Origin of the sequence: Catellatospora sp. KI3, from assembly GCF_029948125.1 — a bacterium.
Taxonomy (GTDB): domain Bacteria; phylum Actinomycetota; class Actinomycetes; order Mycobacteriales; family Micromonosporaceae; genus Catellatospora.
In genome coordinates, this window is the sequence record NZ_JASAMB010000012.1 from 198,315 (window position 1) to 222,275 (window position 23,961).

18 protein-coding genes and 1 tRNA gene are annotated in these 23,961 nt (G+C 71.3%); 5 read left to right on the top strand and 14 right to left on the bottom strand.

All coding sequences use genetic code 11. The annotated features are described in order from the left end of the window. Positions 1-525: 525 nt before the first annotated feature. On the bottom strand, positions 526-5,823 hold the full coding sequence (locus tag QEZ54_RS20575; RefSeq protein WP_281306296.1) for a DUF3883 domain-containing protein: 5,298 nt from the start codon (positions 5,821-5,823) through the stop codon (positions 526-528). A 128-nt stretch (positions 5,824-5,951) separates the two neighbouring features. On the opposite strand from QEZ54_RS20575, the gene QEZ54_RS20580 reads away from it, so the two are divergent. Beyond that, positions 5,952-6,188, top strand: coding sequence for a hypothetical protein (locus QEZ54_RS20580; RefSeq protein WP_281306297.1), 237 nt, complete (start codon positions 5,952-5,954; stop codon positions 6,186-6,188). Between the two features lie 866 nt (positions 6,189-7,054). On the opposite strand, the gene QEZ54_RS20585 is transcribed toward QEZ54_RS20580, so the two are convergent. From QEZ54_RS20585 to QEZ54_RS20595, 3 genes are all read right to left on the bottom strand, one after another. Further along, positions 7,055-7,128, bottom strand: a tRNA-Pro gene (locus QEZ54_RS20585). Between the two features lie 447 nt (positions 7,129-7,575). Continuing rightward, positions 7,576-8,472, bottom strand: coding sequence for a serine hydrolase (locus tag QEZ54_RS20590; RefSeq protein ID WP_281306298.1), 897 nt, complete (start codon positions 8,470-8,472; stop codon positions 7,576-7,578). After that, positions 8,462-9,424 carry a LysR substrate-binding domain-containing protein gene (locus QEZ54_RS20595; RefSeq protein WP_281306299.1) on the bottom strand — a complete coding sequence of 321 codons (963 nt, stop codon included), beginning with the start codon at positions 9,422-9,424 and terminating at the stop codon, positions 8,462-8,464. The genes QEZ54_RS20590 and QEZ54_RS20595 overlap by 11 nt, the downstream gene beginning before the upstream one ends. Positions 9,425-9,540: 116 nt before the next feature. Between QEZ54_RS20595 and QEZ54_RS20600 the strand changes: the two genes are divergently transcribed. Continuing rightward, a complete protein-coding gene (locus QEZ54_RS20600; protein ID WP_281306300.1) occupies positions 9,541-10,587 on the top strand; it encodes an MBL fold metallo-hydrolase in 1,047 nt (348 codons plus the stop codon). Positions 10,588-10,644: 57 nt separating this feature from the next. Here the strand turns inward: QEZ54_RS20600 and QEZ54_RS20605 are convergent, their stop codons facing one another. Next, positions 10,645-11,925, bottom strand: a complete 1,281-nt coding sequence (locus tag QEZ54_RS20605) for a fibronectin type III domain-containing protein (protein ID WP_281306301.1) — start codon at positions 11,923-11,925, stop codon at positions 10,645-10,647. A gap of 312 nt (positions 11,926-12,237) precedes the next feature. Between QEZ54_RS20605 and QEZ54_RS20610 the strand changes: the two genes are divergently transcribed. Together QEZ54_RS20610 and QEZ54_RS20615 are read left to right on the top strand one after the other, a co-directional pair. Continuing rightward, complete coding sequence (locus QEZ54_RS20610) at positions 12,238-13,044, top strand: hypothetical protein (RefSeq protein ID WP_281306302.1); 807 nt, start codon at positions 12,238-12,240, stop codon at positions 13,042-13,044. Between the two features lie 67 nt (positions 13,045-13,111). Then, positions 13,112-13,462: a hypothetical protein gene (locus QEZ54_RS20615; protein ID WP_281306303.1), complete on the top strand. Its 351-nt coding sequence runs from the start codon at positions 13,112-13,114 to the stop codon at positions 13,460-13,462. A 91-nt stretch (positions 13,463-13,553) separates the two neighbouring features. Here QEZ54_RS20615 and QEZ54_RS20620 read toward each other — a convergent pair whose 3' ends face one another. After that, positions 13,554-14,114: a GIY-YIG nuclease family protein gene (locus QEZ54_RS20620; protein WP_281306304.1), complete on the bottom strand. Its 561-nt coding sequence runs from the start codon at positions 14,112-14,114 to the stop codon at positions 13,554-13,556. Beyond that, a complete protein-coding gene (locus QEZ54_RS20625; RefSeq protein ID WP_281306305.1) occupies positions 14,111-14,845 on the bottom strand; it encodes a hypothetical protein in 735 nt (244 codons plus the stop codon). The genes QEZ54_RS20620 and QEZ54_RS20625 overlap by 4 nt, the downstream gene beginning before the upstream one ends. 331 nt (positions 14,846-15,176) lie before the next feature. Between QEZ54_RS20625 and QEZ54_RS20630 the strand changes: the two genes are divergently transcribed. After that, complete coding sequence (locus tag QEZ54_RS20630; RefSeq protein ID WP_281306306.1) at positions 15,177-18,215, top strand: AfsR/SARP family transcriptional regulator; 3,039 nt, start codon at positions 15,177-15,179, stop codon at positions 18,213-18,215. A gap of 98 nt (positions 18,216-18,313) precedes the next feature. On the opposite strand, the gene QEZ54_RS20635 is transcribed toward QEZ54_RS20630, so the two are convergent. The 7 genes from QEZ54_RS20635 to QEZ54_RS20665 form a co-directional block, all read right to left on the bottom strand. Continuing rightward, positions 18,314-18,625, bottom strand: coding sequence for a hypothetical protein (locus tag QEZ54_RS20635; protein WP_281306307.1), 312 nt, complete (start codon positions 18,623-18,625; stop codon positions 18,314-18,316). 100 nt (positions 18,626-18,725) lie between these two features. After that, the gene (locus tag QEZ54_RS20640; RefSeq protein WP_281306308.1) at positions 18,726-19,484 is read right to left on the bottom strand and encodes a hypothetical protein; all 759 of its coding nucleotides are present in this window, start codon (positions 19,482-19,484) and stop codon (positions 18,726-18,728) included. Positions 19,485-19,488: 4 nt separating this feature from the next. Further along, positions 19,489-20,643 carry an LLM class flavin-dependent oxidoreductase gene (locus tag QEZ54_RS20645; RefSeq protein ID WP_281306309.1) on the bottom strand — a complete coding sequence of 385 codons (1,155 nt, stop codon included), beginning with the start codon at positions 20,641-20,643 and terminating at the stop codon, positions 19,489-19,491. Between the two features lie 5 nt (positions 20,644-20,648). Then, positions 20,649-21,380 carry an acyl-CoA dehydrogenase family protein gene (locus QEZ54_RS20650; RefSeq protein WP_281306310.1) on the bottom strand — a complete coding sequence of 244 codons (732 nt, stop codon included), beginning with the start codon at positions 21,378-21,380 and terminating at the stop codon, positions 20,649-20,651. Between the two features lie 78 nt (positions 21,381-21,458). Then, a complete protein-coding gene (locus QEZ54_RS20655) occupies positions 21,459-22,178 on the bottom strand; it encodes an ABC transporter ATP-binding protein (protein ID WP_281306311.1) in 720 nt (239 codons plus the stop codon). Continuing rightward, on the bottom strand, positions 22,151-22,993 hold the full coding sequence (locus QEZ54_RS20660) for an ABC transporter permease (protein WP_281306312.1): 843 nt from the start codon (positions 22,991-22,993) through the stop codon (positions 22,151-22,153). The genes QEZ54_RS20655 and QEZ54_RS20660 overlap by 28 nt, the downstream gene beginning before the upstream one ends. Then, the gene (locus tag QEZ54_RS20665; RefSeq protein WP_281306313.1) at positions 22,990-23,955 is read right to left on the bottom strand and encodes an aliphatic sulfonate ABC transporter substrate-binding protein; all 966 of its coding nucleotides are present in this window, start codon (positions 23,953-23,955) and stop codon (positions 22,990-22,992) included. Before QEZ54_RS20665 ends, QEZ54_RS20660 begins: the two co-directional genes overlap by 4 nt. Positions 23,956-23,961: the final 6 nt, after the last annotated feature.

The following is a 23,961-nucleotide window of genomic DNA, read 5'->3' on the forward strand; positions in this document are numbered from 1 at the left end:
TCTCGCGTCACGGCACTTCCTCTCAAAGTCTGACCATCTCGTGGGCAACGGCCGGAGGCGGTCAGCGGCGCGTAATCCTGATGGCTTGAAGCCTGCCGCGTCGCATCGCTCTCGTCTAGCTGCGGCTTCGCAGGAGCCTGCCGCGGTAGTCCACGGAGGTGCACTCGTGTCCCGTCGGAGCACGTTGAGCTGCTGCACTATAAGCCGCGGGTGAGGAACCTGGATCCCGAGGTCCGGCGGCAGGTCCTGCACGCCTGGCAGCACCATCACACCGTGCACACCGTTACCCCGTTCGTGCGGCGCCTGCCGGAGGGCGCGGTCGCCTCCGACGAGCAGATCGAGCTCTACCACGAGGCCCGGCCGGCGCAGCGCGCAAGTCGTCGACCGGCCGCTGACCGACAGCCACACGTTCGTGCGAAGCCACCGCCGGGGCGGCCCTGGCCAACGGTAGGCACCGAGCCCTCCCCGTCGGGTCCGTCCGTTCGTGGACATGTCCGCGAACGGACGCTGCCACCGTCGATGTGATCAGCTGGTAGCGGCAGGGTCGGCCTGGAACGGTGCCACTGGTGCGGCTTCGAGTGTGAACTGGAGCCGAAGGGAGCTGCCGACGACCCGGTAGTAGCCAAGGCCGCCGGCGCCCATCGGGTTCGGCAGCGGGATGATACGTCGTCGGCCCGAGTCCAGGACATGGCTGATGAATACGATGACGTACTCTTCGCCGGGTGCGAGGTTCTGCGCCCGCCGGACTTCGCTCTCGCCGAGCACGAACTGCGGCTGGTCTCCGGTGGTGGCTTTCACCTCGAACAACAACGTTCGATCGCTGGCGTTGATGTGGAAGTCGTAGCCGAGTGCGTCGTTGCCCTGTCCGTCGCCGAGTACCTGGTTGCGGTTGCCCGATACCCAGCTGTCGTGTGGCGGCACGCCGAACTGGTGCTGCAACCACTGACCGGCGATGATCTCCCCCGCCAGCCCGATGTTTCTAGTGACTTCGGGCCGCACGGCGTCAGTGGTCGCGGTCCAGCGTGCAATGCCGGTCCCCCGTGCCGACGGCCGGGTCAGATCCAGCGGGGTGGCGGCGATCGGCGACGCCGGGGTGTTGAGGAGCTGCTCGGTCATCCCGTCACGGACGGCGTCTACGAAGGTCATGAGGTCGCTTGGCGCCAGTGAGTATTCGCGGTCGTCGAGGGTCACGTGTACTGGTCTGTGATCCCGGGTGGCGGTCTGGTGGAGTCTTTGCCGAGCGTCGAGGAGATCCTGGCGGGTCAGGCCCAGGTCGGTCAGGGCTGCCGTCGGTGGCATGGCGGCCGGCCACTGCTCGTGCGCCCGCAGCCAGCCGATGACGGTGTCCGTCGACATGCGCTCGAAGTCCAGCACGCCTGCTGCCGTCATTGCGTCGGATACCGCCGCAGGGTCGGCTGGTGTGTGCTCCTGGCCGATGCCTGTGTGCCGCATCCATGCATCGGTCAGCTGTGCCAGCTCGTTGAGGATCCGGCCGAGTTGCCTGCGGTTCGACTCCCGCATCTGCTCGACGGCGGGCAGCTCGGTCCGGGTGGTCGGATGGGGAACCGTTTGCTGCAGCCACAGCTCGACATGCTCGCCGAGCAGGCTGTCGGGCAGATCCCAGTGCTGGTCCAGCCAGGCGGCCTCCGGCTCGAGCCCGGCGAGTCCCAGCAACTCGACGTAGCGCTGCAGCGGCTCGCCGGCCTGGTATGCGTGCAGGAAGGCGTCCCTGATCCGGCGGTGGATGTCGCTGGCGTGCTGCTGGAGGTAAGCCGCGAGCTGGCGGGCGTGGCCCTCGTGGTTGTGTAGCCGGGGCAGGCCCAGGGCGGCCAGCGCGGCGTTCATGGACGCGTGGTCGACGCCGAGCTCGCGCGCCGCACCTCGCACGTCCGACTCGTCGGCCATCATGAGCAGCTTCGCGGGCGTATGCGGCGTGTTTGTCAGCTGGTCGGTGAGCCAGTTGCGCAGGTCGTCGAGACTGTCGAGCGTGTCCGCCACGCCCTGCAGCTGCTCGGCGGCCCGTGCGTCCACCAGAGCGAGTACGGGCACGAGGCGGGGAATGCGCGCGCGCCATGACGTGTGATGGTCGGTCAGAGCGTTGAGTTCCTGTGTGGAGACCCCCAGTACGGCCGCTATGTCGTCGAGTGACGGGTCGATGGCGCCGGAGCACCGCTGCTGTAGGTCGATGAAGGCTAGCCGCAGCGTCTCGACCAGGTGGGGTGCGCCTACCAGCTCGCAGATCGCGGAGCTGGCCGCCTGGAGCACCGACCAGGCCGAGGTGTCCGCCGCGCCCGCGACGATCAGCTGGGGTATGTCGCCTTCCAGCAGGAACGACCGGAATGGTCGTAGGTCGGTCACCTGGTGACCGTCGACGGTGGTGTCGAGATCGGTGGCGGTGGTCAGTGTCGCGGCTGCCAGCCGCTGCGCGGCGCGGGTCAGCTGCGCATCTGACACGGTGGGCATGGCGTGGTGGAACTCCATCGCTGCGAGCACCACAGTGGTCACCCACTGGCCGGTGGCCGCTAGCAGCGGCCGCCGATGCTTGTCGTGCGGGCTTTGACCATCGACGGTGATGTCGACGCGGGCGTCGCTGGTACGGCGCAGGTTGCCTGCGCCGGTCGTGTCGAGCAGGTGGTACACGTTCTCAGACAGGTTGATGTCGCGCAGTGCAAGCACGGGGATCGGGGCCTGGCGCAGCAGGCGTTCCTGGACGACGCCGGCCCGGTCGGGTACGTAAACGGTCTCCGCCCCGTCACCGAGCAGTGCGACAAACAGGGTTCCCGACCGGTGGGCGATCACGTCGTGCGGCAGCGGATTTTCCTGCGTGCTGGCGGAGACGAGGTCGCTCCAGGCTGCTTCGTACGCTTTGCGGACCGACAGGCTGGTCTGGCTGCGCGCGTCCAGCGGGCGCGCGCCGACAAGTGCGGTGAGCTCCACGAGCCTGTCGCGAGCCGTGCTGGAGTCGTCCCAGAACCGGACGCCGATCTTGCGCAGGCGGTCGAGAACCTTGCCTGTCGCCAGGCTGCGCAGGTGGCCGGGCTGTGCCCTCAGGTAGCTTGGCGTCTCGGCTGTTCTGATCCACCACGAGTTGCTGACCGGCAGGAAGGTGATGTCATCGCGCTGGCCGGGTGTCGTCTGCGGCAGCCAGTCGGCCGTAGCCAGGAATGCGGCCAGGAAGCTGGGCCAGGTCGCGGCGGTCTCCTGCTGCCTGCGGAACTCGATCTCCATGGCGTGATCGGGCCACCGGTCCAGGCCGTGCAGGATCAGCTCGGCGAACATGCGGCGTGCTTCGCTGTCGAAGCAGTGGTAGTCGTCCTGTGCGGGCAGCACCGCCACGTGATCGGCAGGTTGGTACCGGACGGAGGTGAACACCGGCTGGTGATTCGGCCAGCGCTCGGCAACGCCGCGCCAGGCTTTCTGCTGCTCAGTCGGGACGCTGATCGGCAGGTTCGGCGCTGTGCGTGGTAACGCCAGCTGGCTGCCGGGCAGAATGAAGTGCTGGCGAGGGAGGAACACAGGCGTCAGTCCGTGCCGGACTCCTGCGTGCTCAAGGAACAGTCGTAACCGTTCGACCCCGTCAGGGTCGTCGAGATGCAGGGTCTTGGGCCGGTTCAGCGTCCGCTCGGCCAGTTCCTTGAGCGCCGGTGAGTGGTCTGCGGCTCTGCGCAGGAACCGCGCGAGCAGGTCGTCAAGGTCGCGGGCGGGCCCGTTCCAGCCCGGTCCGAAGTGCGCCTGCTCCGCCGGCATCCACGTGTCGCCGGCGGGGACCAGCAGCCGTGCACCGGCGACAGCGTCTGCGGTGACCTCGCGTGACGCGCGGCGCCATACAGCGAACGCGAACATCAGCAGTTCCCGTAGCTGTTCAGATTCGGATGCGGGCAGTGCTCGCATCGCCGCTCCGACGAGATCGAGCACGGTCTCAGTGCGGAACTCGCGCACGAGGCCATGCTCTTCAAGCCACGCGCGGCCGGGACGGCGCTTGCGGGCAGGGTCGTCGCCTCGCCATGGAACGGCCCGGTGCGCGAACACAAGCCGGGACGTGATGGCCGCCGGCATCTTCGGAACCAGCGCAGGGCTCCATGAGTCGGCGCGTTGCTGGGGCGAGAAGAAGACGGCCAGGTCGTCGCTGCGTGACTCGGCTCGAGCGAGTCGGCCATCATCGGCCAGGATGATAGTTCGTCCTGCCAGGACCGAACCATCGTTGAAGATGGCGGACAGGTCGTCGTAGAAGTCCGCCCATGCGTTGGTATCGAGGGGTTCCTGGGTGAGCACGTCGGCGTAGCGCTCTGCCCACGCGGCGACTTCTTCTTCCCGGGCGTCGATCGACAAGCCGAGCCACTCCGCGAGTTTTCTGAGCCTCAGCTGACGCGCCCCGTCGAGTGCGGGGTCGACGAGATGGTCGACCCCTGCTGACGCAGCGGCGTGGGCTGTGAATGTTCTGCCTTCGCCAGACCACAGGCGCGCATCACGCAGGCTCGTGCGCCGTACCCGGCCCAGCGACGGAATGAACGCGGCGTCCCGGATGTCGTCGCCGACCTGCTTGAACGCGTCCTCGATCCGGGCGAGGTGCTCCCTCTTCCAGGCCGTGAGGTCGATCAGATGCGTTGCCGAGACCGCGATCTCACCGCGGCAGGCCAGATCGATGACGCGTGCGCACATCAGCGCGACCTGGTTGAGCAGCAGATCGTTCAGGGCGACGCCCAGATCGAGGGTGCGGCGGTCGAGCCGGGCGAAGAACGGCGCGTTGACGAAGCCGGCCAGCGGTGCGGCCGCTGCCTCGCCCATGGGAAGGAACGTGTACAGCCTGCCCGCCACGACGTCGCCATCGTGGGGTAGTGCCACGCACACCTGCGCATCGCCGCGCCAGCTGTCCCAGCCGCTGCTCAGCCGGCCTTCCCTGCGGCTTCGAGCGATGGCATCCTTCACCAGTTCCTCTGGCACGAACTGGCGCAGCATGACGAACCGCCGCGAAGACTGCAGCAGCACGTCCTCGACGACCACGTCTCCGGCTCGGGTGCTGTCGAGGATCTGCTTCCGCAGCGTCGTACTGGAGATCTTTCCCTCGCGGTCCTCCCTGGTGACGACCACCGTCCCCACCCGCTGGAGGAAGATGTGGAACGGCACGCCCTGGGAAGTGATCTCGTTGAGTTGCTGGCGGGCGCGCTCGCGGGCCTCAGCGGAGCGAAGCTCCATCCGGATCACAGTGGCGAATCCGCGGCTTGCGAAGTCGGCGACCTGGCTCGGAGCGGGCCCGAGGGGCACGGGGACCTTCAGCGAGGCGACATTCTCGCGAAGTTCCTCCGCGAGACCGCTCATGTTCCCGGCGACGCGCGCGGCGAGGTCGTCGAAGTCGCCGGGTTTGGCGAACCTGAAGCAGTAGCCGTCGAACGTTTCCGATTCCGCGTCGGCACGGCTGTAGATCTCCGGGGCATCCGCCAACTGGTGAACGCTCTTGAACCCCACTCCCTTGTTACCGATGCCCTCGTCGGGGCGCTTGCTCGACATGGCGACCCGGCACATGGCCTCGAAATCTTCATGCCGGATCGGCCGCCCGCCGTTTGCCACGTACAGCACGCCCCAGGGGCCTTCGCCCTCGCGAAGAACGAACTCCAGCGCCCCGTCGGTGCGGTCGCCGGGATGGGCGTCGTGACCGTTCTGGAGCAGCTCGATGAGCGTACGCCCGTCGTAGTCCGCGGCGACCACACTCTCGATGACTGCCTTCTGCTCGAGGGTAGCCGGCTGGCCGATCTCCCTGCCGAAAAGGTACAGCCTGGCCACGTTGTCGGCCTCGGACTGGATGCGATTCCGGAAGTCTTCGCGCATCCCTGGTCCGCCTCTCGTCGTGGTTGGTCCCGCTAAGCCGACCGGCTGCGAGTGCCGGCGCACCAATCTAGGGGTCGTGGTGCCCAAGACGCCACCGCCGCCGAGGAGGTCGAATTAGTCGACCGTTGATGGGCTGGCTAATGAGCTCGGGAGCGGACAAGCTGGAGCGATGTTCTGACCGTGATGGCTTCTCGGTCCTCGTGGCCCCGCATGGCTACTACCTCCTCAAGCAGGGCGTTCAGCTGTGCGTCCGCGCGCCGTACCTCGCCGACGATCGCGAGCTGCACGGCGTGCTCGCGCCGAACGGCGATGGCGTCTGCGTTCGGAAGGCCAGCGGGCATGTCCGCGAGGAGTCGTTCATATAGATCAACTGCTGTCGCGGCGTCCCCTGCGGCGGCGTGCGCACGGGCCTGCAGGTGACCTAAGGCGAGCAGTGCGGGGTGTGTGGCTTCGACACGTCCGACCAGCGCTGTGATTGCGGGTCCGGCTCACCGCCAGCCTGGCCGAGACGGCGCGGCTGTCATCCCGCTCTTGCGCGCTGCAGGCTGGACCACTACCGCTGTGTGACCGGCGTCCGGTTCCTGTACGCGGTCGTGCCCGGCCAGATCGTTCCGGCCCGGTCGTGCAGGCCATCACTGTGGTCGACTATGCCGCCGTCGGACTCGCTCTCGGCGTCTTCGCCGCCCTGGGGCGTGGGTCAAGGTGTCCACGAGCGGTGTACTCGACCTCGGCCGGCGGTCCTGCGCACAGCACGGGTTCCCGAGGGTTGACAGCCATAGAGAACGAGCTGTCTCACCTGAGTCCTGGACCATAACGCCTACGCATCCTAGAAACCTCGGTCTAGGCCAGCGACACGTCTCCTCCAAGCCTGTGCGGCATCGAAGACCTGCGGTTGCGGCGTGAGTATGTGCCCCAAGCGTGTCGCGACCATCCACACACGACAGACATCCTGATCACCGCCGGACTGGGCCGACGACACGTCCCGCGGACATGATCATAAAGACTTCCGTGGCCATTCCCTCTGCCCACCAGGGCATCTGAGAGTGTCGCCCAAGATGCGTAACACCACAACCAAGATCAAAGAAGCCTTGGCCAGTTCAGACGCACCAAGTTCCGTGGGCGCGGTTCGTCAAAACCGTACGCTCGTACGTGTAAAAAACCGTGTCTCGAAGAACATCAAAGCCCGTCTCCGGAACTCCGGAAACGGGCTCTGACCAGGTCTTACACAACGTCGGGCTGGCCGGATTCGAACCGACGACCCCTTGACCCCCAGTCAAGTGCGCTACCAAGCTGCGCTACAGCCCGTTGCCTTGATGATCTCTCACCGCGGCAGCCTGTACAGACTAGCGCACTCTGAGCCGAGGCACACACGAGGCCCCCGTGTCCGTTTCATGACGATTCCTCAGGTGAATTGGATGGCTTTGTCTAGAGCGCCCCAGGAGCCTGCCTAAGCAGGCGCCGACTGCACCCGCACCGTTCGGCGACCGCGGTGGGGCGCCCTCGTCACGTGTTCAACGCCGCGAGTGCCGCAGCGCCCAGGATCAACGTCATTCGGCGCCGTTGACGCCGTCCCGGAGCCGTTCAGGAAGCGCCGGTGCTACCCGTTCTGCTCCCGACCCGCCGGCGATCACGCACGCGCGATCCCGTCCCCGGTCGCCGCCACGTCGTCGGGCCATATCTGCCTGGTCGGGGTTCGCAAACCCGTCCGGGTCCGCCCGTCTGATGGTGACGTCGGCGGGTCGTCGCCGGCGTTCAGCGGCGAGCGGACCGCAGGTGCTCGACCGCCGTACGGGCCGCGGCGCCGATGACGGCGTCGGCGCGCGGCAGCGTCAGCGACGTCGCGGCGCTGCGGGTGAACACGGCCACCGCGTAGCGGCCGCCGTCGGGATACTCCACGACGCCGATCTCGTTGCGTACGGTCGGCAAGGTGCCGGTCTTGCCGGCCACCCGGACGTCGTCGAACGGGAAACCGGACGCGAGCCGGTGCGGCCAGACCTGCAGCGACAGCAGCCTGCGGATCGCGACGCAGGAGCGGGGCGAGGCCGCGGTGTCGCGCCACAGCGCCGCCAGCAGCGTGGTGCAGTCGCGGGCGGTCGTCCGGTTGGAGCGGCCGACGTCCAGGGTGGCCAGCTGCGACAGCGCGACGGGGTCGGTGAGCAGCCGCGCGAGCCGGGCCGGGTCCTCGGTGCCGAGCGACGCGGCGGTGCGGGCGGCGACGTCGCGGCATACCTCCACGACGCGGGTCGCGGTCAGGCCGACGGCCGCGACCGCGTCGGCGACCGCGTCGAGGCCGACCCGGTCGGCGAGGGCGTCGGCGGCGGCGTTGTCGGAGACGCTGACCGCCAGGTGGGCGAGGTCTCGCAGGGACATGGTGACCGGGTCGGCCATCGCGCCGATGCCGGTGGGGCCTGCGGTGCGCGCCTCGGGCACGACCGTGACCGGTGCCGCCGGGTCGAGGCGGCCCGCGTCGGCGGCCCGGTACAGCGCGAGCACGAGCGGCACCTTGAAGACGCTGGCCATCAGTACGGCGGAGTCGGCTCCGACGCCGACCTCCCGGCCGGTGTCGAGGTCGGTGGCGTGCAGGCGGCCGGTGACCCCGGCGTCGGCGAACTGGGTGGTGATCCGGTCGCGGATGTCGTCATACGCCATCGGCTGCTCCGTGGGGTGCGGCGAGGAACTCCGAGGACGGGCGGCTGTGCGGCAGCGGCCGCAGCGCCGGCGCCGGTTCGAGCAGTCGGGCGACGGTGAGCGCGAACGCCCCCACCTCGGGGTGGTGCCGTTCCCGTGGCCAGGCCACGGCCATCCGCTCGGCCAGCGGCTGCCCGGCCAGCGGCCGCCATACGACGTCGGGGTGCGGCGGGCCCGCGCCCGGATCGAACGTGACAGCGGTGCCGGACAGCACCAGTCCGATCGCGAAGCTGCGCCCGTCCGCCTGGTGCACCGTCGGCGGGTGGTAGCCGTGCCGGGCGCATGTGTCCAGGATGTCGTCGAAGCGGGCGGGCGCGGCGGCGCGCGGGAACGTGACCAGGTCGTGGCCGCCCAGGTCGGCCAGCAGCACTTCGGCCTGAGCGGCCAGCGGCCCGGCGGCGGCGACCAGCACCCCGAGCGGGCGGTGCACGACCGGGCCGACGGTCAGGTTCCCGAGGTCGAAGGGCAGTTGCAGGACGCCGACGTCCAGGCGCCGTTCGGCGAGCGCCTCCTGCTGGGCGGCTGTGGTGCTCTCCCGCAGCTCGAGGCTGATCCGCGGGCGGCGCTGCCGGAATCCGGCCAGCACCGCCGCCACGGTGTCCCCTTCCAGCTCCGGCGGCAGCCCGGCCCGGAGCACGCCCGTCGCCGCGGTGCCGACCTCGGCCGCCAGGTTCAGCACCGTTTCGGCCCGGCTGAGCAGCTCGCGGGCCTGGGGCAGCAGGACCCGGCCCGCCTCGGTCAGGGTGACCTCGCGCGGCGACCGGTCGAACAGGCGGACGCCCAGCTCCCGTTCCAGGCGCTGGATGCGCTGCGACAGCGGCGGCTGCGACATGTGCAGGCGGCCGGCGGCGCGGCCGAAGTGGAGCTCCTCGGCGACCGCGATGAAGTATCGCAGGTGCCGCACGAGGTCCATGCGCTGCGACGATACCCGATCCGATATCGCACCTGACCGGAATTGATGTTGGACCGGGTGCCGCCGCCCGGGGTTGGCTGCCTGTCAGGTGAACCTACCGAGAGGGAGACCATCCGATGTGTCAGAACTGCGCCACCTCCACCCCGACCTCCGGTGACGGCGTGCAGCGCCGGGATGTGCTGCGCCGCGCGGTGCTCGGCGGTGCCGCTGTCGGCGTCGCCGCGGCCGGGCTGCCCGCGGCCGCCGCGGGGGCGGCCGCGCCGCAGGCCGCGCCGTCGGCGGCGACCGTCGCCTCAGGACGGGCCGGGGTGTCGATGCGCTGGCTGGGCGTGTCCGGCTGGGAGATCGCCTTCGACGGCCGGGTGCTCTACTTCGACCCGTACGTCAGCCGCTTCGACTACCGGCTGCCCGGCGGCCCGCTCGCGGTCGACCCGACCGCGGTGGACCGGCTGCTGGCCTCCGGTCGGCTGGCCGGACCGCCGGAGCTCATCATGATCAGTCACGGGCACTGGGACCACCTGGCCGACGTCCCGCAGCTGCTGGCCCGCCCCGACTGGGCGGCGGCGACCATCCGCACCATCAGCACCGAGACCCACCGGAACCTGCTGCGTGCCATGGGTACCTCCGACGCCAGGCTGAAGAACAACATCGTCGCCACCGGCGGCGAGGACCTGGAGTTCGGCGGCGGCGCCTACCGGGTGCAGGTGATCCGGAGCCTGCACAGCCAGTCCCTGGGCTACGGCTTCTTCGCCCCCGGCACCCGGGTCGCCCCGCCGCCCGCCCCGGCCAGCATCAACGATCTCGTAGAGGGCGGCACGCTGGCCTACCACGTGACCGTCCGGGACCGGCTCAAGGTGCTGCTGTTCGGCGGGACCAACTTCGTCGAGCGGGAGCTGTCCGGGCTGCGGCCCGACGTCGTGGCGCTGTGCATGACCGACTACAGCTCGCTGCACCGCTACCTGGAGCGCCTGCTGACCGTGCTGGGCGGCCCCCGCTATGTCATCCCGGTGCACCATGACGACATGGTCACCGGGTACGACGACCCGGACCTCGCCGCCACGGTCGACCGTACGGCGGTGACACGGGTCCGGGACGTGGTGCGCGCGCTAGGGCTGCGTACCGAGGTGATCGAGGTCGAACACCTGCGGCCGCTGCTGTTCTGACCGCCCGCGGTGACCGCCGCGACCGGCGGCGGTCACCGCGGAACGGGACGCGGCCGGTCAGGCCTCGTCGTCAGGAACCTCCGGCGCCACGAGCGGGGACGGCTCCGAGGACGGTGCGGCGGTCTCGACCGGCGACGGAGACGGCGGCTCCGGCGACGGCGACGGGGTGGGCGACGGCTCCTGGACCTGCGTCGGCACGACCACCGGTGACGGCGACGGCACCGGCGGGGACGCGGTCAGCGCCGTGATCTGGCCGCTCGGACCCGACTGCAGCCCGGCCGCGTTGCAGGCCACCACCGCGAACGTGTACGACGTCCCGGCCGCGAGCCCGTCGATCGTCACGCTGGTGGCGCGGGTCCAGCCCACGAACTGGCCGTCGCGCAGAATCCGGTAGTAGGAGACGCCGCCCGATCCGCCGTCGGCGGGCGCGGACCAGGCCAACCAGATGGTGTGCTCGTCGGCGGCGACCGCGGTCAGGCCCGTCGGCGCCGTGGGCGGCACCGGAGCGGGCTGCGACGGCGCTCCGGGCGCCGGACTGGCCGCCGCGGACGGGCTCCAGACCGGCTCGGGGGTGGGCTCGCCGGTGATCACCGGCAGCGGCTGCGGGCTCGCCGTGGGCGGCGCGGTCGGCAGCGTCACCGGCTGGCCGCCGTAGCTGGCCATGACCCCGGCCGACAGCCCCGGCAGCGGCATCCCGGCGGGCACACCCGCGGCCCGGTCGTCACCGTCACCGGCTCCGTTGACCAGCACCAGGACGACGACCACGGCCGCGACGGCGGCGACCGCCGCCATCGCGAGCAGCGTACGGCGCCGCCGCGGGCGCGACGGGTGCTCCGGCCCGGTCGCCGGGGCCGCAGCCGCGGCCGGCGCCACGATCGGCGTGCGGACGGTGGTGGTGGTCAGCGACCGCACCGAAGCGGCCGCGCTCTCGGCAGCCGGGGCTTCGAGCGCGGCCAGTTCGGCGGACTCGGTCGGGAAGTCCGGCACGGCGTCGACGGCGGCGCGGGCCGCCAGCCAGCACGACGTCGCCAGTCCGAGGTTGTTCTTGGCGTGCACCGGGTCGCTGAACGCCACGATCGTGGGCAGGACGACCTGCTCCCAGGCGGCCTCGGGCAGGCCGACGCCCTGCACGAGCGCGGTCCAGGTGGCGGTGAACTCCCGGCGGCCGACCTCCATCGCGTCGATGCGGCTGTCGTGGTCGGCCGCGTCAAACCGGTCCAGCAGCCGCTGGTGCACTTCGGACACGTCCCGCCCGGACGTGATGTCGGTCAGCATGCGCCCGAGGTCGAGGACGAGCTTGCGCGCCTGCCGAGCCGATCCGGGATGCGGCTGGCCCATCCCTGCCTCCCCTGAGTGTCCTGTCCCGGCGCGACGAGGTTCGATCCGGAACGCGCTGACGGTACGCTGCCGTCGCGGCGGGCACTCGGCCAGGACGGCAGCGTCTCTTCGGCCATCCGGGGTCGACTGTGTCGTCACCGTCCGGCACCGGCCTGCCATACCCGATCACGGAACGGTTGTAACGCTCCTATCCGACCGGACTGCCGGATCGTCGAGGGCGGATGCGCGCGTATGTCGCCTGAGCGACATCCAGAGACGGGCCGGTGTCGCAGACTGGCTCCTCGAAGGCTGTCGCCGCGGGAAGGGTACTCCGTGAAATCTGTCTCCCTGCTGTCCGTCCTGACGCTGGTCGCGGTCGGCAGCCTGGTCGCGTCCAGTCCCGCCGCCGCGGTCGACGGGCCGCCCGCGGCCCGGGTGCAGCCGAGGTTCGGGCTGTCCGCCGCATCCACGGTCACCGTCAGCGCGTCCGGCCTGCCCGCGCAGATCGAGGTCGCGGTGGTCGAGTGCGATGTGGAGACCTACGACACCGGCGACGGGCCCGTCGGCTGCCCGGCCGTGGCGACGGTGACGACCTCGGCGGCCGGCAGGGCATCGGTGCAGCTGAACCCGCGCAACCTCGTCTACCGCAGCCACGAGTACGGCGACCCGAGCCCCGTCTACTGCCGGGCCGACATCTGCCGCTACTTCTTCGAGTGGACCGACGGGACCGGGCCGCACTCGGTCGGCACCGACGTCATGCACTTCACCGGGTCCCCCGCCACGATCGGCGCCACGCCCGCGACCGGGCTGGCCGACGGGCAGCGGGTCACGGTGACCGGCACCGCCAAGGGCTCGACCGGGCGCTACGTCACCATCGTCGAGGCGAGCTGCTTCCAGATCATCCAGGGCAGCGGCTGCACCGGCAGCCTGCCGCTGGCCACGGTGCCGCTGCGGCCGGACGGCACGTTCCGGGTCACCGTCGCGGTGTACCGTTTCCTCGGCGACGGGCAGGACTGCGTCGGCGCCTACTTCGGCTGCGCCCTGCACGTGGTCGTGCTCGACGAGTACGGCACGCCCGACGACAGCTTCGGCGTCGGCGCCATCGGCCAGCCCGGCGTCCACCTCGAATTCGCGGCCTGATCAGCGGTGCTGCGCGACCGGGTCCGCAGACCTGGCTTGCATCGTCGTTAGTCGATATCGTACGGGCATGAACCGATCACACAACCTGATCCGGCTCGCCGCCGTCGCGCTCCTGGCCACCGCCGGGATCGCCCAGGCGTCGCCCGCCCAGGCGGCCGCGCTGGCCGTCGACGTGACCTGCGAATCGCTCGGCCACTACGCAGTGCTCTGCGAGCGCACCATCACCGGCGGCACCGGCCCGTACACGACCCGCTGGTACTACAACGGCGCCTACTTCGCCTCGCAGGACAACAAGGCCTTCACCAGCTGGAGCTGCTCGACCACCAAGAGCAACCAGTACAAGGCGGTGGTCGTCGACGCGCTCGGCGCGTCCGCGACCGACACCAGCGGCGTCGCCTGCCGCAGCGGCAACCCGTAACCACCACCGGCGGCATCCGGCACCCCCGGATGCCGCCACCCTGACGAGGCCGCCCGCGACCTGGCCACCGGCGGGACCGAACAGTGGCTCGCTACCGCGACGACGGGCGCGGCCCGGCGCTGGCGAGGTAGGCAGCCCTCGCGTTCCGCACGAGATCGCGGTGGCGGCCAGGCGCCGCGCCTTCGACGTTCAGCGGGGGCGCCAGTGCGGTGATCAGCTTGAGTTCGTGGTCGCGCGGGTCGCCGCACGCCCACCACGTCAGGCGCAGGTTGTCGGTCATCCAGCCGGTGAGGCGCAGTTCGTCAGCCGCGGTTAGCACGACCCGGTCGGTCCACACGGTCTGATATGCCTGCGTCGGCAGCAGCAGGCCGGCGAGCGTGCGTCGCAGAGTCGAGCTACCCGATCGGGCCAGGTGGTTGCCGGCGATCCGGGTGCGCAGGCTGGTGGCGATGCCCAGGTAGAGCAGCCTCAGTCCCGAGTCGGTGGCGTTCACCGGGCCGGGCAGGTCAGCCAGGACGCTCGGCGATGCCCACCAGGCGTACAGGCCCGGTGTACGCGGCAGGCGCGCGACCGCCTCACCCAGGGCTACCGGTGCGGCGTGCAGACCGTCGATCACCTGCTGCAGGCCAGCCGCCGCCGATCCGGCCGTCATCGGTCCACCTGCGCGCCGGTGCCGAGGTCGCGACCGGACTGCCAGCGCCAGATCGCGTGGTCGAGGTGGGTCGAGGTGACGTTGAGCCGCCCCGCCGCCTGCTCGACCAGGTCTGCCGCCTGGTCCGGGGTCACGGCGCCGACCGGGCAGCCGAGCGCCGCGGCGACGAACCTGATGATCATACGGTCGGGTTTGACCCCCGGCCTGCCCGCAAGCATCAGCAGGTACCGCCACGAAATGCCCGATCGCTGACCCGGAACCCTCAGCCACGCCTGCTTGGCGACATGCAGCTGATCGTCAGCGCCCTGCCGCAGGGCGTGGCAGGTCGGCAGCCGGGCGGCCAGCAGCACCGTGGCCGCCTGCTCGACCGCTTCGGCTTTCAGCGGAGCGCCTGGCGTGGTGGAGGTGCGGTGCGCGTTGCCGATCGCCGCTGCCCACGGGTTCACCCCGCCCACGTCGGCGAAGGTCCGCAGAAGTTCCGCCGCGCCGTCGACCGCCGGCTCGGCACCCTGTGCCCGGCGGAAGGTCCGGTACCGGTCGAGCACGGTCACGACGCTGCCGTACCGCACTCCGATCGACTGGACCGCGTCGATGGTGCACAGCGCCAGTCCGTCGGGGTAGCCGCCCGGATTCTGCCACCTCGCGGGGTCGGGGAGACTGTCCAGCACCCGGTCGACGACCTTTCCGATGTGGCTGTCGGAGGTGCGGGAGGTCTGTCCGGCAACTGTCACGTGTCGCATTATCGAGGCGGAGGACGATCTTCGCCCAGCCGGAGGCGGCCGGGCTGGACGTGCTCGAACCGGCGACGCGGTGCGCATCCGACGTCAACACCCACTTGCTGCCGTTCTCCGCATGCACGAGGGCGGCTCGCCGACCTGGCGGGAGGTGGCGGCGTCCCCACCGGACGCCGTCCCTGCGGTGCGGCGGTGGTCACCTCGGACGTCAAGCCACTCGGCCCAGCGTGCGAGCGGTTCTCTGGGGCCAGCGACGGTCCTGAGTGCACGGTAGGGTTCAGGTCGGCCGCCCGGCGATCAAGCCCGGCCGTCCGGTCCAGGAGGCGGAATGCAGTTCGGGATCCTAGGACCTCTGCACGTCACGGACGGTTCTCGGCCTGTCACGCTGACCGCCCGCAACCCGCGAGTTCTGCTGGCGGTCCTGCTGTGCCACCCGAACCAGCCAGTCTCCACCGAGAAGCTCATCGACGCCATCTGGGAGCAGTTGCCGCCAAGAACCGCCGTCAAGAACCTGCAAGGCTATGTCCTTCAGCTCCGGCAGGCGCTGGGCCGGGCGCGTGTGGTCCGGCATCCGCACGGATACGCGCTGAAGGTCGGGCATGGCGAACTCGACGCGGAGAACTTCCAGCACGACCTCCAGCAGGCCAGAAGAACACTGGCCGCAGGCGACCTGCGGCAGACCCGGCAACTGCTCACCCAGGCGCTGGCCGGATGGCGCGGCCCGGTCCTCGCCGACCTGGCCTCGGTGACCGCGTTGCGCGAAACCGTCACCACCCTCACCCAGCAGCACATCGGGGCTTGGGAAGACCGGGTCGACGTCGACCTCGCGCTCGGAGCGCACGCGTCGATCGTGGTCGAGCTGACCGCCCAGGTGATGGAGCATCCGCTGCGCGAACGGATGCGCGGGCAGCTCATGCTGGCGCTCAACCGTAGCGGCAGGCAGGCGGAAGCCCTGCAGTGCTACGAGGAGGGGCGCACGATCCTCGGCGAAGAGCTGGGTATCGAGCCCACCGACGCCCTTCGGCGAATCCACCTGGACATCCTCCGCGGCACGGACACCGGGCCGCAGCTCGATCAGGCGACGCAGGCCTCCGGCGGCGTCGGCCAGCCTCCGGCCATCGCTCCGGCGCAGCTGCCGGCTGACGTCTCCGCGTTCACCGGACGCGCCCACGAGCTCGCCGAACTGGACAGGCTGTGTTCTCTCACCGAGACGCAGTCCACCACCGTGATCGTCTCGGCGATCGCGGGCATGGCGGGCGTGGGCAAGACCGCGCTGGCGCTGCGCTGGGCCCATCAGGCCAGGTCACGCTTCCCCGACGGCCAGCTCTATGTCAACCTCCGGGGACACTCGTCGGCACCGCCGCTGCGCCCGATAGAGGCCCTGAGCAGATTCCTGCACGCGCTCGGGGTGGCACCGGCCCACGTCCCCCTGGACGCGGACGAGGCGGCAGCCCTGTACCGGTCCATGCTGACCGACCGGCGGATAGTCGTCATCCTGGACAACGCGCGGGATGCCGCCCAGGTGAGGGCGCTGCTGCCCGGCTCGCCGGGCTGCCTCGTACTGGTCACCAGCCGCAATGCACTCAGCGGCCTGACCGCCCGGGACGGGGCGCACGCGGTGCGGCTCGGCGTGCTGTCCAGAGACGAGGCAGGCAGCCTCCTGGAGCAACTACTCGGCGCCGACCGGGCGGCCCGGGAACCCGAAGCCGTCTACGACCTCGCCAGGCTGTGCGCCTATCTGCCGCTGGCCCTGCGGATCGCCGCGGCCAACATGGCCGGGCGCAGCGATCTCACCATCGCCGACCAGGTACGCCGACTGGGCACGCACGGCCTGGGAGCGCTGTCGGTATACGGCGATGACGAAGCTGCCGTGCGGACGGCGTTCGACCTGTCCCTGACGGCGCTGTCCACCAGGCAGCGCCACCTCTTCTGCCTGCTGAGCCTGGTCCCGGGTGCGGACTTCACCGTCGGCGCGGCCGCCGCGCTGATCGAGGCTCCCGAGCACGACGCCGCTGCGCTGCTGGAAGGACTGGTCAACGCTCACCTGGTCGAGAGGCATCCGAACGGCAGGTTCACCCTGCACGACCTGCTACGCCAGTACGGCCTTGAACAGGCTGACCGGGAGTCGGCCGCTGCCGCCGCCGTGAACAGGCTCTTCGCCTTCTATCTGGCGCACGTCCAGAGCGCCACCCGCATGCTCTTCCCGGGGGTGGTCCAGCTGCCCGACACGGCCGCGCTGCCCTCGGCGGCCCCGTTCGCCACGGACGCCCTGGCCGCCGCATGGCTTGACGATGAACGCCCCGCCCTGGTGGCCGCAGCCGTCCATGCCGGAGAGCATCGCCTCTGGCCCGCAGCCTGGCAGCTGGCCGACGCGCTGCGCGCCTATTTCCAGCACCGGTCCCACCTCACCGACTGGACGGCCGTCGCCACAGCGGCACTCTCCGCGACGCAGCAGGCCGGTGATCCTGTCGCCGAGGCCGGCATCCGGCTCGGTCTGGGCGTGCTCCTCTGGCGTCAGAGCAATCATCTCGACGCGTGGCGCCACCTCCGCAGAGCCGCCGAACTGGCGGAGGAGAGCGGTTGGCAGGAAGGCGAAGCCGCCATCGTGAACAACCTGGGGGTCGGCAGTCTCGATGCCGGGAAGTTGCAGGCCGCCGCCGAGCAGTTCAGCCGCGCCCACAAGCTGAACAGCAACATCGGCAATCGGGCCATGCTGGCTGTCAACCGCGTCAATCTGGCGCAGGTGAGCCTGATATCGGGCGACCTGGACGCGGCCGAGCAACAGGCACTGGACTCTCTGGCCCTCTACACGGAGTCCAACTCCAGCAGCGGCCGGTCAGAGGCCCTGATGCGCGCGGGTGAGGCGCAGTATCTGTCGGGACGCTTCGACGACGCGATCGCCAACCTCACCGCGTCCGTGGACATCAGCATGTCGCTGGCCGATTCCGGCAACCAGATCCCGGCGATGTGCGCTCTCGCCGCCGCGCTCGCCGCCTTCGGCGAGGCGACCCGGGCACAGGACCTCGCCGATGCCGCATCGGATCTGGCTCGCTCCGTCGGCGAACCCCGACAGGAAGTGATCATCGGATACACGCACGCGCTCATCCGACACTATGTCGGCGATGTCGAGGCTGCGGTGCGGGGCCACCGCCAGGCCCTGGCACAGGCTCGAGACCTGCCCGAGCGATACATCACCACCCGGATCCTGCTCGGCCTGGCCGCCGCCTGCCGTGATCTCGGAGCGAACGAGGCGGCCATGGCCAGCGCGGCTGAGGCGCTGGCCATGGCGCAGGAGCACGGATACCAGTTCCTGTCCGCCCAAGCGGCAGCCTTGACCGCCGAGATTCCGCAGCCCCCCGATTTGTGACCGGACCGCCAGGTCATGCGCCGGAGTCTGGCCGCGGGCGAGGATCAGCCCAGGCGTGACCCTCCCCCGCCGCTCACGACAGGATCGCCGGATCGGAACTAGTGCTCGACGGTGCCGACCGTGGCCTCGTAGCCGCTGCTGCAGGTCGCGGTCGAGTAGGTGCCGGCATTCGTGGTGGCCACGTTGCCCAGCTTGATCTGCGTGCCGCTGCCGACGACCTTGTCGCAGACGAGCCGCACGTAGAAGGTGGGGTACGGGTACGGGGTGCCGCACTTGGCCTTGTACTGGGTGGAACCCACGTAGCTCTCCACGCAGCCGGTCGGGGCCGCCTGCGCCGCGGAAGCCGGAATCAGGGCACCACCCGCGATGAGCGCGCCGACCGCGAGGGTGCGCGTCACTGCCTTGACCATTCGTGATCTCCTTCGACCAGAGCCGGCAGCCTGCCTGCCGGATGGCCCCACCCTCGGCGGCTCCGGTTCGAAAGCGGTATATCTCTGGTATATCCGCTGCTCAGCCGTGGAAGACGGATGTCAGCGCGGCCGAGACGGAGTCCAGCCAGTCCACCGCGTCAGAACGGCTGGGCCGGGTCTGCCCGTACAGGTCCGTCACGGCTTGCGCCGCGGCGTCCCAGTCCTGCTTCGACAGTGCGACGCAGGTACGGGCGGCGGCGTAGTCCCACCAGGCCTGCCGGTCCAGCACCGGCGGCGGCCAACCTGACGTGAACCGGGTGAGCCGCCGGTAGGCCGCGTCGCAGACGTCCTCCAGCCGGGCCAGCTCCTGCGGATCCACCCTCTCGGCGGCCGCGACGGCCAGCGGCCGCCGCCACGGGGCGGGCAGCCCGCCCGGCTCGATCCGCCCCAGCGCCCCCACCACCACGCCCCGAAGGAAGGGACCCTCGTTATCGCTATCCGTGGTGGAAGGGTCCCTTCCTAACGCCTGTTCGAGCTGGAGGGAGGCGTGGCCGAGGCGGGCGAAGGGGGTGGCGTCGTCGAACCGTACCCACTGGTCAAGGCCGCAGAATCCCGCGGCGACCGGCGGCAGCGCACCGCCCGCGCCCAGCTCCGCGGCCTGGCGCGCGCTCACGGCCCGGCCGCCCGGCAGCAGCGCGGTGCCCACCCGCAGCACGACCGTCCGGGCCGGATCGATCCGGTCGTGGAAGCCGACGTCCGGGCACCAGCACCAGCGGTCGCGCCGCGGCGCGAGCGGCAGGGCGACCGCCGCGCCGCGCGGCGGGCACTGGCGCCGGGTACCGGCGTCGGGACGGGCCATCGGGTCAGCGGGATCCGGCTGCGGCGAACGGCACGTCGGGCACCTCGTCGGCGGCGCCGCCGAACGGGGGCCGCCACAGCCCGCGCCCCCGCAGCAGCGGCAGGACGCCCTCGCCGAACCAGTACGCCTCCTCCACATGCGGGTGCCCGGACAGGATGAACTCGCTGATCCCCAGCTCGGCGTACTCGGCGATGCGGTCGGCGACCTCGGTGTGGCTGCCCACCAGCGCCGTGCCCGCGCCCCCGCGGACCAGACCGACCCCAGCCCACAGGTTCGGCGCCACCTCCAGCCGGTCGCGGCTGCCGCCGTGCAGCGCCAGCATCCGCTTCTGCCCCTCGGACTCGCTGCGCGCCAGGCCCGCCTGCACCCGCTCGATGTCGGCGTCGCTGATGCCCGCCAGCAGCTTGCCCGCCTGCGCCCAGGCCTCCTCGGCGGTGTCGCGGGTGATGACGTGCAGCCGGATGCCGTAGCGCAGCTCGCGGCCCTCCTCGGCGGCGAGTGTGCGCATCCAGTCCAGCTTGGCCGCCACCTGCGCGGGCGGTTCGCCCCAGGTGAGGTACACGTCGCAGTGCCGTGCCGCCACCGGTCCGGCCGCGGCCGAGGACCCGCCGAAGTAGATCGGCGGCACCGGGTCGGGTACGCGCGGGATGGTGGCGCCCTCGACCCGGATGTGCCCGCCGCTGAAGTCGGTGCTCCCGCCCCGCCACAGTGAGCGGACCACGTGCAGGAACTCGTCGGCGCGGGCGTAGCGGGCGTCCTTGTCCAGGAAGTCGCCGTACGCGCGCTGCTCGTGCGCCTCGCCGCCGGTCACCACGTTGAGCAGCAGCCGGCCGTCGGAGTGCCGCTGGAAGGTGGCGGCCATCTGCGCGGCCAGCGTCGGCGACAGCAGTCCCGGCCGGAACGCGACCAGGAACTTCAGCCGCTCGGTGACCTCGGTCAGCATCGCGGTGGACAGCCACGCGTCCTCGCACCAGGCGCCGGTGGGCGTGAGTGCGCCGACGAAGCCCAGCTGCTCGGCGGTGCGGGCGATCTGGCCGAGGTACGCCAGGGTCGCGGACCGGGCGCCGGTGGCCACCCCGGCGGGCAGCCCGTGGCCGCCGCCGACGATGAACCGGCTGTCGCCGTAGGTCGGCAGGAACCAGTGGAAGGTGAGACTCATCGTGCCTACTTCTCTCTGTCGCGGCGGTACGGCGCGGAGCACCGCACCGCCGGTCGGGGTGCCCCGGAACGGTGCGGTGCCGGGTCGTTCGGGATGACCTGGCCGCCCGGGACCAGCACGTCGCGCAGGCGGACCGTCACCCCGGCCCGGCCGCGGCGGTCCGTGCCCTGCCAGCGGCCGAGCACGTCGACGCCGGGCGAGCCCGCGGACACGTACGCCAGGTGGATGCCGCCGTCGTCGCCGCGCGCGGGCACGGCGATCCAGTCGGCCAGCCAGATCGAGCCGTCGCCGCGTACCGTCCCGTCCAGGCGGTAGCGGCAGGGGCCGTCGGCGCTGAGCCGGGCGGTAGCCGGTCCGGTGCCGAGGTCGCGGCTGCGGCCGCCGAAGCGGCTGCCGGCGAGCACCTCGGCGAAGAAGAACACCTGCTGGGCGGTGCTGCCCCAGCGGCGCAGCGCGTCGACGTGCGCGAGGTGGCCGCGCAGGTGCCCGGCCAGTCCGCGATCGGCGGCCGCGAGCAGGTCGACGACCTCGCCGGCCACCGCGGAGCCGACGTCGGCTCCGCCGTGCACGGCCGGCACGGTGATGGCGAGCAGCCCGCTCGTGCGCAGGCGGTCCAGGGCGGCTTGGTGCCGCTGGGCGGCCAGCTCCGCGGCGGCGGCCAGCGATTCGGCGCCGTCGCGCAGGACGTGGGCGTGGCGGTGCGGGGCCGAGGTGGTGACTGCGCGGTGCCGGGCCATGGTGCCTCCTGGGCGGTGGTCGCCGTTGCGTGGTACGGAGCCCGCGCCCGGCGGATGCCTGGCGTGGGCCCGCCTGGTTCAGACCGATACGCCCAGCCGCCCCAGCAGGTGCCGTCGCAGCGCGCCGAAGGCCGGGTCGTCGGGGGTACGGGGGTGGGCGAGCGGCACCTCGATCGACTCGACGAGCCGGCCGTGTTCGAGCACGACGATCCGGTCGGCCAGCAGCAGCGCCTCCTCCACGTCGTGGGTGACCAGCAGCGCCGCGAAGCCGTGCTGCTGGTGCAGCCGGTGCAGCAGCTGCTGCATCCGCAGCCGGGTGAGTGCGTCCAGCGCCCCGAACGGCTCGTCGAGCAGCAGCAGCCGGGGCCGGCGGACCAGCGCCCGGGCCACGGCCACCCGCTGCGCCTGGCCGCCGGACAGTTCGGCGGGCCAGGCCGTGCCGCGCCCGTGCAGGCCGACCTCTTCCAGCGCGGACAGGGCGCGGGCGCGGACGTCGGCGCCGGACAGTCCGAGCGAGACGTTGTCCGCGACCCGCTTCCACGGCAGCAGCCGGTGCTCCTGGAACACCACCGCCAGGTGCGACGGGCGGTGGACGGCCCCGGCGGCGTCGGGGTCGAGTCCGGCCAGTACCCGCAGCAGGGTGCTCTTGCCCGAGCCGCTGCCGCCCAGCAGCGCCACCACCTCGCCCGGCCGGATGGCGAGGTCGACGCCGTCGAGGACCACGGTGTCGCCGAAGGCGCGGCGTACGCCGTCGGCGGTCAGCACCGGGGTCAGGTCGCCTTCAGGCCGCGCCGCCATGTCAGCGCCCTCCGTTCGGCCAGGCGCAGCAGCAGGTCGGACAGCAGCCCGAGCAGCGCGTAGATGACCAGGCCGAGCACCACGATGTCGGTCTGCATGAAGTCGCGGGCCTCCATCATCAGGAACCCGATGCCGGACTGGGCGTTGACCTGCTCGCCGACGACCAGGCTGAGCCAGGCCGCGCCGATGGCCAGGCGCAGGCCCAGGAACAGGGCGGGCAGCGCGCCGGGCAGCACCACGTGGCGCAGCCGGGCGAGCTGGCCGAGTCCGCAGGTGCGGGCGGCTTCCACGAGGCGCTCGTCGATGTCGCGGATGCCGGCGTAGGTGTTGAAGTAGATCGGGAAGAAGCTGCCCAGCGCGACGAGGGTGATCTTCAGCTCCTCGCCGATGCCGATCCAGATGATGAGCAGCGGCACCAGGGCCAGGTGCGGCAGCATCCGGGCCATCTGCACCGGCGGGTCGATCACGTCCTCGCCCAGCCGGAGCAGTCCGGCGACGGTGCCGAGCACGACCGCGAGCACCGAGCCGACGGCCAGGCCGACGGCGGCCCGGTGCAGCGAGTCGAGCAGGTGGGTGGTGAGGGTGCCGTCGGCGGCCAGGGTGTAGCCGGCGCGCAGGACGTCGCTGGGGGCGGGGAGTTTCCCGGGGGGCAGCAGGCCGGTGCGGGCGGCGGCCTCCCATACCGCCAGCAGCACCAGTGGGGTGACCGCGCGCTGCCAGCGGCGGCCGCCCGCGCGGGCGGCGACCGGGGCGGGGGCGGTGTCGTCGAGGGCCGGGACGGCGGCGTGGGCCGCCGTCCCGGTTGCGGCTGTCACTTGAAGACCTCGGCGAAGCGCCCGTCGACGCGGGACTTGATGTCGATCTTCTCGGGGATGAGCTTGAGCTCGGCGAAGCCGTCGGCGATGGCCTGCAGTTCGGCGCCGATCTCCGGGGTGACCGCGGCCAGCGGCTGGGCGCTGCGCGACAGCGCCCGGGTGGTGACGTCGAGCTCGATCTTCAGCTCCGGCGCGAGCACGGCGGCGCGCTCGGTCGGGTTGGCGATGCCCCAGTCGGTGACCGTGCGGTACTGCTGCAGGAACTCGCGGATCTTGTCGGTCTTCTGCTCCAGCGCGGCCGGGTCGGCCAGCAGGTACTCGCGGTTGGAGGCGAGGCCGGTGGCGTCCTCCAGGATCGCGACGCCGGGCTGCTCGGCCAGGGCGAAGTACGGGTCCCAGATGATCCAGGCGTCGACCTGGTCGCTGTCGAACGCGGGCCGGGCCTCGGCGGGCTTGAGGTACTTGACCTCGATGTCGTTCAGGGTCAGCTGGTGCTTCTCCAGCAGCTTCACCAGCAGCCAGTTGACGTTGGAGCCCTTGTTCAGCGCGACGGACCTGCCCTTGAGGTCGGCGAAGGAGGTGAAGCCCTTGGCCTGCTTGACCAGGACCGCCTCGCCCTTGGGCACCGGCGCCGAGGTGCCGATGATCTTGAAGTCGACCTTTCCGGCGGCGGCGAAGATCGGCGGTGCCTCGCCGGTCTGGCCCAGGTCGATCGACTTGGCCTTCAGGCCCTCGGTGAGGGCGGGTCCGCTCTCGAACAGCGACCAGGTCGCCTTCGGGTCGGCGGCGTTGCGCGCCTTCACCAGGCTGAGCCCGCCGAAGCGCTGGTAGCCGATGCGCAAAGGCTGCCCGCCTGCGGCGGCGGGTGCGTCGTCGCCGCAGGCGGACAGGGTCGCGGTCAGTGGGGCGGCGGCGAGTGCCGCGAGCAGCGTACGGCGGGACAGTCGAGGCAGGACGGTCATGGGCGG

Excerpts from the sequence above, each read along its gene's own strand:
- QEZ54_RS20575 (WP_281306296.1), bottom strand. The coding sequence starts at position 5,823 with ATGCGCGAAGACTTCCGGAATCGCATCCAGTCCGAGGCCGACAACGTG.
- QEZ54_RS20580 (WP_281306297.1), top strand. The coding sequence starts at position 5,952 with ATGGGCTGGCTAATGAGCTCGGGAGCGGACAAGCTGGAGCGATGTTCT.
- QEZ54_RS20590 (WP_281306298.1), bottom strand. The coding sequence starts at position 8,472 with ATGGCGTATGACGACATCCGCGACCGGATCACCACCCAGTTCGCCGAC.
- QEZ54_RS20595 (WP_281306299.1), bottom strand. The coding sequence starts at position 9,424 with ATGGACCTCGTGCGGCACCTGCGATACTTCATCGCGGTCGCCGAGGAG.
- QEZ54_RS20600 (WP_281306300.1), top strand. The coding sequence starts at position 9,541 with ATGTGTCAGAACTGCGCCACCTCCACCCCGACCTCCGGTGACGGCGTG.
- QEZ54_RS20605 (WP_281306301.1), bottom strand. The coding sequence starts at position 11,925 with ATGGGCCAGCCGCATCCCGGATCGGCTCGGCAGGCGCGCAAGCTCGTC.
- QEZ54_RS20615 (WP_281306303.1), top strand. The coding sequence starts at position 13,112 with ATGAACCGATCACACAACCTGATCCGGCTCGCCGCCGTCGCGCTCCTG.
- QEZ54_RS20620 (WP_281306304.1), bottom strand. The coding sequence starts at position 14,114 with ATGACGGCCGGATCGGCGGCGGCTGGCCTGCAGCAGGTGATCGACGGT.
- QEZ54_RS20630 (WP_281306306.1), top strand. The coding sequence starts at position 15,177 with ATGCAGTTCGGGATCCTAGGACCTCTGCACGTCACGGACGGTTCTCGG.
- QEZ54_RS20635 (WP_281306307.1), bottom strand. The coding sequence starts at position 18,625 with ATGGTCAAGGCAGTGACGCGCACCCTCGCGGTCGGCGCGCTCATCGCG.
- QEZ54_RS20640 (WP_281306308.1), bottom strand. The coding sequence starts at position 19,484 with ATGGCCCGTCCCGACGCCGGTACCCGGCGCCAGTGCCCGCCGCGCGGC.
- QEZ54_RS20645 (WP_281306309.1), bottom strand. The coding sequence starts at position 20,643 with ATGAGTCTCACCTTCCACTGGTTCCTGCCGACCTACGGCGACAGCCGG.
- QEZ54_RS20650 (WP_281306310.1), bottom strand. The coding sequence starts at position 21,380 with ATGGCCCGGCACCGCGCAGTCACCACCTCGGCCCCGCACCGCCACGCC.
- QEZ54_RS20655 (WP_281306311.1), bottom strand. The coding sequence starts at position 22,178 with ATGGCGGCGCGGCCTGAAGGCGACCTGACCCCGGTGCTGACCGCCGAC.
- QEZ54_RS20665 (WP_281306313.1), bottom strand. The coding sequence starts at position 23,955 with ATGACCGTCCTGCCTCGACTGTCCCGCCGTACGCTGCTCGCGGCACTC.